The sequence below is a fragment of the Mesorhizobium sp. M0802 genome (genome assembly GCF_040320115.1).
In the GTDB taxonomy this organism is placed as follows: domain Bacteria; phylum Pseudomonadota; class Alphaproteobacteria; order Rhizobiales; family Rhizobiaceae; genus Mesorhizobium.
In genome coordinates, this window is record NZ_JAMYOY010000012.1 from 104,679 (window position 1) to 116,720 (window position 12,042).

The following is a 12,042-nucleotide window of genomic DNA, read 5'->3' on the forward strand; positions in this document are numbered from 1 at the left end:
ATGTTGCCTTGGAGGCTACTTCAGCTCCAGCAGCCGCTCGAGGTAGCTGCGCTCGATGTCGGGGCTGAGCGCGTTGCCGAGCCGCTTGCGAATCGCCTCGAGAATCTGGCGGGCGCGCTGCACGTCGATCTCGTCGGGCACCTTCACCGAATCGCCGAAATCGGGTCCGCGGCTGGCGCGTGGTCGGCCCAGCGGATCGCGGCCGGCGTCCTGTTGGCGGCCGCCTTCCTGGCTGCCGCCCTGGTCGCCCTGCATCGCCTGCAGCTGCTTCATCATCTCCTTGGCGCCCTTGCGCAGCGCTTCCAGCGCGCGACCCTGGTGGCCGACTGCCTGGTCGCCTTCGCCTTCGCCAAGCGACTTTTCGGCGTTGCCCATGGATTTGCCAGCGTCGCCAAACCCCTCATTGGGCTGCATGCCCATGCCTTCCAGGCCCTTCTTCAGCTTGTCGAGTTCGCTCTGCAACTGGCCCTGGCCTTCCTGCAGCTGCTTCATCGCATCGGCGAATTCCTGCGGTGTCATCGACTTCGGCCGGGCGAGAGGATCGCGATCCTTGCCGACGCCCGGCTGGTCCGGGTCGTCGCCATTGCCTTCGCCGGGCTGCTGATTATCTCCGCGCTGCATCTGGTCCATGCGGTAGGTGTCGTTCATCATCTCCTGCTGGCGGCGCATGATCTCGCCCAGCTTGTCCATCTGCTGGCGCATCTCGCTGTCCTGCTCGCCGCCCTGCTGCTGACGGCCGGCCTGCAGGTTGTTCATCATGTTTTCCAGCTGCGACAGCAGCTCCTGCGCCTTGTCGCGGTCGCCCGACTTCGCCAGGTTCTCGATCTGGTCCATCATGCGGTCGATATCACTCTGACGCAGCTCGCGACCATTCTGCTGCATCTGCGGCGCGTTCGGGTTCTGCTTGGCGCGCTCGGCGAATTCCTGCAGGAATTCGTTCATCGCCTCGCGCAGTTCCTTCATCGCCTTTTCGATCTCTTCGTCGCTGGCGCCGCGCTTGATGGCGTCCTGCAGCGCCTGCTGGGCCTGGCGGAGCCGCTTTTCGGCGGACGAGAGATTGCCTTCCTCGATGCCGAGCGCGATTTCCCAGAGATAGGCAACCTCGTTGCGCAACTGATCGTCGCTGTCCGACATCTTCAGCCGGCTGCGGGCGCTCATGATGGCGAGGTAATGCGACATGTTGTCGAACGTGTCCTCGGGCCGCAGCGTGATGGCGTCCATCAGGTCGAGCACGCGCGGCTTGGCATTGGCGTCGAGCGCCAGCAGGCGGCGCTGCTCGACCACCGCCCGCGCCAGCGGGTTGGCGAAGGGCCGCTCCGGCATCACAATAGTCTTGGTTTCGCTGGTCGCGGTGTGTCCGGCATCGTCGGTGGCCACAAGCGACAGCTTGATGCTGGCGCCGGCCCAGACGTGCTCGGTGAGGTCCTTGGTGGTCTTGGCGGCGTTCGCCTTGCCGCCGCGGCGCGGCAGCGCCAGCGGCAGGTCAGGCGGACCGTAGAGCGGATGCGCATCGGGCGCCGCCGGATCGGCCAGCGCGAAAACCGCCTTGGCGGTGGCCGCGCCATAGTCGTCGTCGATCTGGTAGTTGAGCTCGAAGGCGCCGTTGACGGCGCGCTTGGGCTCGCCGACGAAGCGGATCGTCGGCGGCTTGTCGGGGATCACCGCGAAGGCCCAGCGACCGAGATCGGCTTCGCCCGACTTCAGCGTCAGCGTGCCGTCGGCGGTCAGCTTGCCGGTGAACTGGCGCAGCTTGGGGGTCGCGGGGTTGACCGCCGCTGCCTTGACGGCCGCCACCTGTGGTCCCGACGGGTCGATGGCGCGAGCATTGCCGCCCTTGTCGGCAAAGCTTAGCGTTTCCTGGCCGGAGCCGCCGGTCACGCGCAGCGAGACGTCGCTGCCTTGCGGCACGGTGAAGGTGGCAACCGCCTGCTTGGCGTTGCCATCGATGACTGGCGCGGTCAAGAAGATGGGCGGCTTGCCGGTATAGGCCGGCGGGGTCACCCAGGCATCGACGCGCGGCGGTACGATGTCGCGCGCCGCATGGGCACTGAAACCATCGGACAGCCTGCCGCCGGACGGTCCGAAGGAAAAGGCAAAAGCGGTGACCAACAGCAGCGCCGCCACGGCACGCAATGCCCACGGATCGCGCTCCGGCACGCGGGTACGCGGCAGGTCGGCGCCAAGGCTGCCGAGCTTGTCGGCCATGCGCTTTTGGTGTTCGCGCCACAACGCCTGGGAAAAGATGCTTTCCTTGCCGCTGGGACGGTCGGTCTGCACCAGCACCGGGCTGTGCTGCAGCTGGTTGGCGGCCTCGATACGGCGGTCGATTTCAGCGGCGGATGGAAGCTTGAAGAAACGCAGCGGATAGAGCGCCGCCAGCGTGGCAATACCGAACGCAGTGACCAGGATAATGCGCGCAATGTCAGGCAGCCGGGGGAAAAGGCCGAGCCAGGAGAGGCTGAGAAACAGGCTGGCGATGATGAGCAGCGGCAGAAGCAGCGGCCAGCCGCGCTCGACCGTCATCGAGACCCGTGTCGCCAGCCGGCTCAGGGCAAGCCGCCCGGCCAGGCTGCGATCGCCACTGGAAATGGGGCGTTCCGTCATCGGCCCTTCCTGCCCGGGCGGGATAGCCCGGACTCAACAAGCAGAAGTTTACCAGCAAACACGGCAAAGGCGAGGCGGTTCCGGAAAACTTGAAAAGCTTTGGCGGGTTTGCGTCTGCACTTCAGCCAAAGCAAGGCTTTAGAATTTCGTGGGATCGGTGTTCGAGCCGCAGACCAGGACCGCGATCCGTTCGCCCGGCGCCGGGGTGTAGCGGCCGGACAAGAGAGCCGCAAAGGCTGCGGCGCCACCCGGCTCGGCGATGATACGCACCCGCTCCCACAGCGCCTTCTGCGCGGCAATGATGGCGTCGTCGGTGACCAGGATGGAGCGTTCGACGAAGGCCTCGGCGATCGGGAACATCATCTCGCCGACGCGTTTGGGCGCCAGCGAATCGGCGGCGACGCCTTCGGCCGGCGCATCGACGGGGTGGCCGGCCTCGAAGGCGCGATGCAGCGTCGGCGCGCCTTCGGGCTCGATGGCGATGATCCTGATGCGGCCGGCAAACCAGGCGGCGATGCCGCCGATCAGGCCGCCGCCGCCGACAGCGACCAGCAGCGTGTCGATGTCTGGCAGATCGGTTTCGATTTCGAGGCCGAGCGTGCCCTGGCCGACCAATGTTTCCTCCTGGTTGAAGGCATGGATCTGCAGCGCGCCGGTCTTTTCGGCAAAAGCCTCGCTGGCGGCCAGCGCCTCGGCATAGCAGGCGCCGCCGACGATCAGTTCGGCGCCGTAGCCGCGGATGCGCTGCAGCTTGGCCGGTGGGCTGACTTCGGGAACGAAGATCGTCGCCTTGTGGCCAAGCCGCATGGCGGCATAGGCGACCGCGGCGCCATGATTGCCGCCCGAAGCCGCAACCACGCCGGCCGCAGGCACCGGCCGTTCGAGCAGATTGGTGAAGGCGCCGCGCGCTTTGAACGAACCGGAATGCTGCAGGCATTCGAGCTTGAGGTCGACCGCCAGCGGCGGCCGGTCGAAATCGGCCATGTCGACGCGCAGCACCGGCGTGTGCCTGATATAGGGGCGGATGCGCGGTTCCATCGCGGCAATGCGTTCGCGCGTGACGGTGTTGCCGTTCGTCATGACCATCTCCTTGGGATTGACAGCAATTAGTAACTTGGCAAAATGGCTAAATGCAAGAGGTTGATGTCTTCAAGGCGATCGCCAATGAACGCAGGCTGCAGATCCTCGACTGGCTGAAGGATCCGCAGGCGCATTTCCCGGCCCAGGCAGACGGCGATCTGGTCGAGGACGGCGTTTGCGCGCTGCTGATCGCGGAGAAGCTCGGCATTACGCAGGCGACGCTCTCCGAACATATGCGCGTGCTTACCCAGGCCGGCCTGCTGCGGCCCAAGCGCATCAAGCAATGGACGTTCTACCGCCGCGACGAGGACAGGATCGCCGACACAAGGATGCTCATCCAAAACCGGCTGTAGCGCAGCCGCCGTGGCGGCTCCTATGCAAGCCAGTCGGGCACCGAATCCAGGCCGATAAGCTCGTCATAGGTCTGGCGCCGGCGTACGACATGGAAACGGTCGCCGTCGACCAGAACCTCAGGCACAAGTAGGCGGGTGTTGTAGGTGCCGGATTGCACCGCGCCATAGGCGCCGGCGGTGGTGACGGCAATGAGGTCGCCAGACTTGAGCCGGGGCAGGTCACGGTCGAGGCCGAGATAGTCGCCAGTCTCGCAGACCGGGCCGACGACGTCGACCCCCATGCGCGGCGTGTCGGCCGGCGGCTGCACCACCGGCTTGATGTCGTGGAAGGCATCGTAGAGCGTCGGCCGGATCAGATCGTTCATGGCGGCGTCGACGACGAGGAAGTTCTTGGCGTCGCCTTCCTTCACGAAGATCACTTCCGAGACCAGGATGCCGGCATTGCCGACGATCAGCCGGCCCGGCTCGAACATCACCTTCACTCCAAGCTTTGTCAGGTGCTTCCTGACGATCTCGGCATAGGCATCGGGCAGAGGCGGCGGGCTGTTGTCGGTGCGGTAGGGGATGCCGAGGCCGCCGCCGAGATCGACATGCTCGACGGCGTGGCCATCGTCGCGCAGCGCGCCGACCAGTTCCGCCAGAAGCGCGAAAGCATCGTCAAAGGGCTGCAACTCGGTGATCTGGCTGCCGATATGGGTATCGATGCCGATGGGCTTGGTGCCCGGCAAACCGGCCGCGCGGGCATAGACCTGGCGCGCCCTTTGCCATGGAATGCCGAACTTGTTCTCGGCCTTTCCGGTGGAGATCTTCCTGTGCGTCCTGGCGTCGACATCCGGGTTGATGCGCAGCGAGACCGGCGCCACCTTGCCGAGCGCGGTGGCGCGGGCCGACAGCAACTCCAGCTCCGGCTCGGATTCGACATTGAAGCAGAGAATGCCGGCCTCGAGCGCAAAATCCATCTCGCGCGCGGTCTTGCCGATGCCCGAGAATACGATCTTGCTGGCCGGGATGCCGGCGGCGAGCGCGCGGCGCATTTCGCCTTCCGAGACGGTGTCGGCGCCGGCGCCGAGCTTTGCCAGCGTTCGCAGCACCGCCTGGTTGGAATTCGCCTTCAAGGCGTAACAGACCAGCGTGTCGAGCCCGGCAAAGGCCCCGGCGAACACCCGGTAGTGCCTCGTCAAGGTTGCCGTCGAATAACAATAGAACGGCGTGCCGACGCTTGCGGCGATGTCTGGTATCGCCACGTCCTCGGCATGGAGCACGCCGTCGCGGTAATCGAAATGGTTCACGAGAGTGTTTCCGGAAGTTGGAGCACGAGACCTGGCCAGAAAGACCAAGCCGGTCTCATCGGCCCTAGATCAGCGGGTCGAGGATGAACTTCTTGTCCACGACCGGTTTTTCCGGCTCCGGCGGCACCGGCTGTTTGGCGCGCTCGGCGTCCTTGCGGGCCTGGACGGCCGCTTCATAGGGCGTGTCGAGACCGGCCTTACGGCCGCAAGCGGTCACGGCAGCCATCGCCGTCAGCAGCGTCAGCGTCACCAAAATCCTGCTTGCGGTCATCGATCCATCCGTCCGAAACTTTATGTGCTGCGCTTTTAACCGAGTTTTAGGCGCATTGCACCCCGGCATCATGCCTTGGCGATGCGCTTTTTCCAGCTGCGGATCTGCTTCCTGACCTCCGACGGCGCCGTGCCGCCGAAACTGGTGCGGCTCTTCACCGAGTTCTGCACCGCCAGAACCGAGAAGATGTCTGCCGTGATGCCGGGGTTGATCCACTGCAGATCTTCCAGCGACAGCTTTTCAAGGCTCACCTTCTTCTCTTCGGCCACCGCCACCGCGCGGCCGGTGACATGGTGTGCCTCACGGAAGGGCAGGCCCAGCGTTCGCACCAGCCAGTCGGCGAGGTCGGTCGCGGTCGCGTGGCCCGAGCTGGCGGCCTTCTTCATGGCGGCGGCATTGACCGTCATGTCGCGCACCATGCCGGTCATCGCCGCCAGCATCAGATCGAGCGTCTCGGCGGCGTCGAAGACGGATTCCTTGTCTTCCTGCATGTCCTTGCCATAGGTCAGCGGCATGCCCTTCATCACCGTCAGCAGCCCGACGAGATGACCGGTGACGCGGCCGGTCTTCCCGCGCACCAGTTCGGCGGCGTCCGGGTTCTTCTTCTGCGGCATGATTGAGGAGCCGGTGGAGAAACTGTCCGACAGCCTTACGAAGCCGAATTGCGGCGTCGACCAGATGATTATTTCTTCGGCGAGCCGCGATAGATGCGTGGCGCAGATCGCCGCCAGGCTCAAAAACTCCAGCGCGAAATCGCGGTCGGAGACGCTGTCCAGGGAATTGCGCATCGGCTCGCGGAAGCCGAGCGCCTTGGCGGTCTTGTGGCGATCTATCGGAAAACTGGTGCCGGCAAGCGCTGCCGCGCCGAGCGGGCTTTCATCCATCCGCTCGATGGCGTCGCGGACGCGCGACAGGTCGCGCGAAAACATCTCGACATAGGCCATGCAATGGTGGCCGAAGGTCACCGGCTGCGCCGCCTGCATGTGGGTGAAGCCGGGCATCACGGTCGCCGCATGCTCCTCGGCGCGGTCGACCAAGGCTGAGATCAGCCCCTTCAGCGCCTCGGCGACGCGAAAGCACTCGTCCTTGACCCAGAGCCGGAGATCCACCGCCACCTGGTCGTTGCGTGACCGCGCCGTGTGCAGGCGGCCGGCGGCCGGGCCGATCAGATCGGCGAGGCGGGCCTCGATGTTCATGTGAATGTCTTCCAGCCGGGTCGAGAACTCGAACGTGCCGGCCTCGATCTCTTTCAGGATCGTGTTCAGCCCGTGAGCGATCTTTTCTTGATCGGCCGCCGAAATAATGCCCGTTTCAGCCAGCATCTCGCTGTGGGCGACCGAACCTCTTATGTCTTGCGCATAAAGTTTGCGGTCGAACGAGATCGACGCGTTGATCGCTTCCATGATCGCGGCCGGACCCGAGGCAAAACGTCCGCCCCACATCTGGTTGCTGGCCTTCTTGTCGCTCATCGCTATAACCCGTGCTCCGGAGCAGTCTTAGAAAATGGCAGACGGTAACAGATACTTCCCGGCCCCGCGCCTGATCCTCGCCGCTTTGCTGGCGGGCGTGCTGGCCGGCGCGGTCGCGGTATATGTCAGCGAGAGCGGGTCTGGCAACAACGCAGCCACCGGCAGCGCACCTGCGGCCGGCGCGGGCAACAGCAAGGACGATGTCGCCTGCGCCGCCAAGAGCGACCGCGCCAAAAAGGTTGCCGCCGCGGCCACCGGCCAGGTGGCGGCATTGCTGCCCGCCGATCCGCCGCAATCGCTGAAAAGCCTCGCCTTCAACGGCCCAGACGGCAAGCCGATGACGATCGCCGATCATGTCGGCAAGACCGTGCTGCTCAACCTGTGGGCGACGTGGTGCGCGCCCTGCCGCGCCGAAATGCCGGCGCTCGATACGCTGCAGAAGGAAAAGGGCAGCGATGCCTTCGAAGTGGTCGCGGTCAATGTCGATGCCGGCGACGATGTGAAGCCGAAGAAGTTCCTAGCCGATATCGGCATCGGGTCGCTCGGCTACTACCGCGATTCGACGCTGGCGCTGTTCAACGACGTCAAGACGCGTGGCTTGGCGCTAGGCCTCCCCGTCACCATGCTGATCGACGGCGAAGGCTGCCTGATCGCGCATATGAACGGACCGGCCGAATGGTCGGGACCGGATGCCAAGCGCCTGGTCGAGGCCGCACTCGCCCCTTAGGATGAGCGCAGGGCCGCCGCCGGCGGCAGCATCAAGATGCTGCCGCCGCGTTGTTTGACGCTGGCGTCGTCGTGTGCCGCCGGCGCCGCGACGCCGGTCAGTTCGCTGAACGCCTCGATCGGGCTCGGCCGGCCTAGATAGTAGCCCTGGCCGATCTCGCAGGCCTCGGCGTCGAGGAATTTCAGCTCGCCCAGCGTCTCGACGCCCTCGGCCAGAACCGGCAGGCCGAGACCGCGGCCAAGCCCCAGAACGGCGCGGACGATGGCTGCCACCTGGCCGTTGCTGTCGACTGATTTGATGAATGAGCCGTCGATCTTGATCTTGTCGAAGGGGAAGGCGCGGAGATTGGACAGCGAGGAGTAGCCGGTGCCGAAATCGTCCATCGCCACACGCACGCCAAGCGCCTTCACCTGGCGCAAGGTCGCCAGCGCGCGCGGCATGTCCTTGACCAGCGCCGTTTCGGTGATCTCGAGTTCGAGCCTGCCGGGCGTCAGGCCGGAGCCGAGCAGGACTTCATGCACCTTGCGGCTGAAATTCGGATTGTGGAGCTGCACCGCCGAGACATTGACCGCGACGGTGAGAGGGTTCTTCCAGCGCGCTGCCTCGGCGCAGGCCGTCGCCAGCACCCATTCGCCGATCTGGATGATGACGCCGCTGTCTTCGGCCACCGGGATGAAGGTCGCCGGCGACACGTCGCCGCGCTGCGGATGATGCCAGCGGATCAGCGCTTCGAACCCAACCATCCGCCCGCTGCTGATCTCCTTTTGTGGCTGGTAGACGAGGCGAAACTCATCGCGCGCCATGGCCTGGCGCAGTTCGTGCTCCATCACGCGCCGGTCTCGCGCCTCGGCGCCCATCGAGGCCTCGAAGTAACGGTAGGTGTCCTTGCCCTCGGCCTTGGCGCGATAGAGCGCGGTGTCGGCGTGGCTGACCAGGATTGTCGGCTCATCGGCGTCGAGCGGATAAAGTGCAATGCCGATGCTGGCCGATACCAGGCCGCCACCGACCGACAGCCGGTTTTCCTCGCGCATGGCAGCCAGCACCGCCTCGGCGATGCGGCCGGCCGCCTGCGGATCGGGAAGGTTCGGAGCGATGATGGCGAACTCGTCGCCGCCGAGACGCGCCAGCATCTGTCCGTGGCGGAGCACGGCGGAGGCGCATAGCGCCACCTTCTGCAGCATGGCATCGCCGGCGCCGTGCCCGAACAGGTCGTTCACTTCCTTGAAGCGGTCGAGGTCGAGCAGCAGCAGCGCAAGATGCCCACCCTTGCCGCCGCGGTCCATTGCGGCAATTTCGGCCTCAAGCCGGCCGGAGAAACTGCGGCGGTTGGGGAGCCCGGTCAGCGGGTCGAAATGGGCGAGGCGCAGGATCTCCTGCTCGGCCTTCCTGCGTTCGCGGATGTCGCGCACGGCGACCACGCTGTGCCGCTTGCCGCAATAGTCGATGCTTCTGGCGATAAGTTCGACGGGGATGGTGGCGCCGTCATGGGCTCTGAGCTCTGCTTCCTGTGCCTGTCCGCTGCAGTCGGACATGCCGGCCGCGGTGCGTTCGCCGAAGAGGTCGCCAAGCAGCATCGCGTTCAGCACTTCAGGCGCAATGCCGGTGAGTGCCGCGATGCTGTCATTGGCGCTGACGATGCGGGCGCCGTCGCAGACGATCAGCCCCTCGACGGCGGCGTTGGCGAGGCCGTGCATGCGCTCGGCCTCGAGCTTGTGACGCCGGAAGCGAAGGTCGATCCACAATGCTGCGGCTGAAAGCACCAGGATAGCCATGCTGACTGCAGCGGCGGCGAAGGCCTGCGACACCGGTTCGACCGTGAACTGCGATATCTCGATGGAGGAGTCCGGGAAGATCGACACCGCGCCCATGGCGATGAAGTGCAGGCTGCAGATCGCCAGCGTCAACAGGATGGCGGCGGCGATTGTGGCCTGCATGGACGGCCGTCGCAACACGACCAGCAGCGCCAGCGCGGCGAGGGTGACGCCTGTCAGCACCGAGACGCCGACCAGCAGCGGGTTCCAGACGATGCGCCCTTCGACCTCGAAGGCGGCCATGCCGATATAGTGCATGGCGGCGATACCAGCGCCGAGGACCGCGCCGCCGACCAGAGGGTAGTCGATGCCCCGGCGCAAGGTGGCGATCCACATGCCCGCGGCGGTCAGGGCGACGGAACCGGCGAGCGAAAGCGCCGACATTTCCGTATTGTAGGCGTTGGGGATTCCAGGGGAAAAGGCAAGCATTGCGATGAAATGCGTCGCCCAGATACCGAAGCCGGTGGAAGTGGCTGCTATCATCAGCCAGGTATAGCGGTTGCGCTCGCTCGAGCGGTCGACATGGCGAAGCAGGTTGACCGCCGAGAAGGAAGAAATACCGCAAATGAGCGCTGCCAGTGCGACCAGTCTCAGATCGTGCTCATGCACGATACAATTATAGACCGTCAGCATCTCGCCCCACCTGCTCTCCCACAGCAATCAAGCCGTCCACTTGATTAGTATGTCGCGCTTGACGAAGAATCGGTTATGCGAACTACAACTACAGCGGGTTTTTCGGGTTGTACCTTGCGGCGATCCTGTCTCATTCCAGACGCACGGTTACAGCAGCGCCTGGCGCGATGCCGCTCGGCCGATCTCGATCTGGCCGAGCGCCGGTATGGCGGCCGCACGGTGCAGGTGCGTGGCGCTGTCACGCGGGCCCTTCACGCATCGCTGGGCGGTCGGCGATCCTTGCAGGCCCACCATTCCCCATTCTATCGCTGAGCCGGCTTGGCATTTCTCTCTGTCCTCGTTGCAAGGCGAGGGGGCGCGAAGTTAGCCGGGTATGAAATTCACGAAACAGCAACAAATCCGTTGTCCGATTGTCATCAGCGACACATATTGCGTTCGCGGGAGCGCCCCTTTCGCCAATGACAAACGGGAGATGAAACATGAAGTTGTTCGGCTTTGCGGCCGGTGTTGCCGCCATCTTGACCCTGCTTTCCACCACCTCCGCCTTCGCCGCCACCCAGATCAGTTGGTGGCATGCCATGACCGGCGCGAATGCCGAGGTGGTCGACAAAATCGCCAAGGATTTCAATGCCAGCCAGAGCGACTATGAAATTCTCCCTGTTTTCAAGGGCACCTATCCCGAAACGCTGAATGCCGGCATCGCTGCCTATCGTGCGGGGCAAGCGCCCGACATCATCCAGGTGTTCGACGTGGGTACCGGCGTCATGATGGCAGCCGAAGGTGCGATCAAACCGGTGGCCGATGTGCTGACCAGCGCCGGCGTGACCTTCGACAAGAGCCAGTACTTGCCCGGCATCGTCGGCTACTATTCGAAGCCGGACGGGACCATGCTGTCCTTCCCCTATAATTCCTCGTCGCCCATCCTCTACTACAACAAGGATATCTTCCAGAAGGCCGGGCTTGATGTGAACAATCCGCCAAAGACCTGGAACGAGGTGTGGGAAGCCGCCAAGAAGATCAAGGCGAGCGGCGCCGCTTCCTGCGGCTATACCTCGACCTGGTTGACCTGGATCCACCTTGAGGCCTTCGCTGCCTGGAACGACGTTTCCTATGGCACCAACCAGAATGGACTTGCCGGAACCGACGTCGAGCTCAAGATCAATGCGCCGATCTTCGTCAATCATTTCCAGGCGCTCGCCGACCTGGCCAAGGACGGCACCTTCAAATATGGCGGCCGTACATCCGAAGCCAAGCAGATCTTTCTTGCCGGAGAATGCGGCATCTTCACCGAATCGTCAGGGGGTCTCGGTGACATCGTCAAATCGGGCATGAACTACGGCATCGGCCAGCTTCCCTATGATAGTGACGCCAAGGGCGCGCCCCAGAACACCACGCCGGGCGGCGCCAGCCTGTGGGTGTTCGGCAACAAATCGGACGAGGAATACAAGGGCGTGGCGGCGTTCTTCTCCTATCTCTCCAAGACCGAAGTGCAAGAGTATCTGCATCAGAAGTCGGGTTATCTGCCGGTGACGCTCGCTGCCTATGAGGCGACCAAGAAGTCCGGCTTCTATGACAAGAACCCGGGCCGTGAGACGCCGATCCTGCAGATGCTGGGCAAGGCGCCGACCGAGAACTCGAAGGGCGTGCGCCTCGTCAACCTGCCGCAGGTGCGCGACATCGAGAATGAGGAGTTCGAGAAGATGCTGGCCGGCCAGCAGACTGCGCAGCAGGCGCTCGACAATGCGGTCGCACGCGGCAACAAGGCGATTCAGGAAGCGATCGGAAACTGAAGCGGTTTGTCAGTC

General features: G+C 64.4%; 9 protein-coding genes. 3 read left to right on the top strand and 6 right to left on the bottom strand.

The genetic code is table 11. From position 1 onward, the window contains the following. Window positions 1–15: 15 nt before the first annotated feature. Window positions 16–2,604 carry a TIGR02302 family protein gene (locus NKI10_RS18105; RefSeq protein ID WP_352861259.1) on the bottom strand — a complete coding sequence of 863 codons (2,589 nt, stop codon included), beginning with the start codon at window positions 2,602–2,604 and terminating at the stop codon, window positions 16–18. Window positions 2,605–2,742: 138 nt separating this feature from the next. Then, on the bottom strand, window positions 2,743–3,684 hold the full coding sequence (locus NKI10_RS18110; protein WP_352861261.1) for a threonine/serine dehydratase: 942 nt from the start codon (window positions 3,682–3,684) through the stop codon (window positions 2,743–2,745). Window positions 3,685–3,734: 50 nt separating this feature from the next. Here NKI10_RS18110 and NKI10_RS18115 point away from each other — a divergent pair, with 50 nt between their 5' ends. Further along, window positions 3,735–4,037, top strand: coding sequence for an ArsR/SmtB family transcription factor (locus tag NKI10_RS18115; RefSeq protein ID WP_023694025.1), 303 nt, complete (start codon window positions 3,735–3,737; stop codon window positions 4,035–4,037). 20 nt (window positions 4,038–4,057) lie between these two features. Here the strand turns inward: NKI10_RS18115 and lysA are convergent, their stop codons facing one another. The 3 genes from lysA to argH all read right to left on the bottom strand — a co-directional run bounded on the left by lysA (window position 4,058) and on the right by argH (window position 7,066). Further along, entirely contained in the window at window positions 4,058–5,326 is a 1,269-nt protein-coding gene (gene lysA, locus NKI10_RS18120) for a diaminopimelate decarboxylase (RefSeq protein ID WP_352861263.1), read from the bottom strand. A 64-nt stretch (window positions 5,327–5,390) separates the two neighbouring features. After that, window positions 5,391–5,597, bottom strand: coding sequence for a hypothetical protein (locus tag NKI10_RS18125; protein WP_023673325.1), 207 nt, complete (start codon window positions 5,595–5,597; stop codon window positions 5,391–5,393). Window positions 5,598–5,665: 68 nt separating this feature from the next. Next, window positions 5,666–7,066 (bottom strand): argininosuccinate lyase, encoded by a 1,401-nt coding sequence (gene argH / locus NKI10_RS18130; protein WP_023826257.1) that lies wholly within the window; start codon window positions 7,064–7,066, stop codon window positions 5,666–5,668. Between the two features lie 34 nt (window positions 7,067–7,100). On the opposite strand from argH, the gene tlpA reads away from it, so the two are divergent. After that, the gene (gene tlpA, locus NKI10_RS18135; RefSeq protein WP_023824696.1) at window positions 7,101–7,793 is read left to right on the top strand and encodes a thiol:disulfide interchange protein TlpA; all 693 of its coding nucleotides are present in this window, start codon (window positions 7,101–7,103) and stop codon (window positions 7,791–7,793) included. Here tlpA and NKI10_RS18140 read toward each other — a convergent pair. After that, a complete protein-coding gene (locus tag NKI10_RS18140; RefSeq protein WP_352861266.1) occupies window positions 7,790–10,237 on the bottom strand; it encodes a bifunctional diguanylate cyclase/phosphodiesterase in 2,448 nt (815 codons plus the stop codon). The two genes, tlpA and NKI10_RS18140, sit on opposite strands and share 4 nt — an antisense overlap. Before the next feature lie 479 nt (window positions 10,238–10,716). On the opposite strand from NKI10_RS18140, the gene ugpB reads away from it, so the two are divergent. Next, window positions 10,717–12,027 carry a sn-glycerol-3-phosphate ABC transporter substrate-binding protein UgpB gene (gene ugpB, locus NKI10_RS18145; RefSeq protein WP_352861268.1) on the top strand — a complete coding sequence of 437 codons (1,311 nt, stop codon included), beginning with the start codon at window positions 10,717–10,719 and terminating at the stop codon, window positions 12,025–12,027. The last annotated feature ends 15 nt before the right edge of the window (window positions 12,028–12,042 follow it).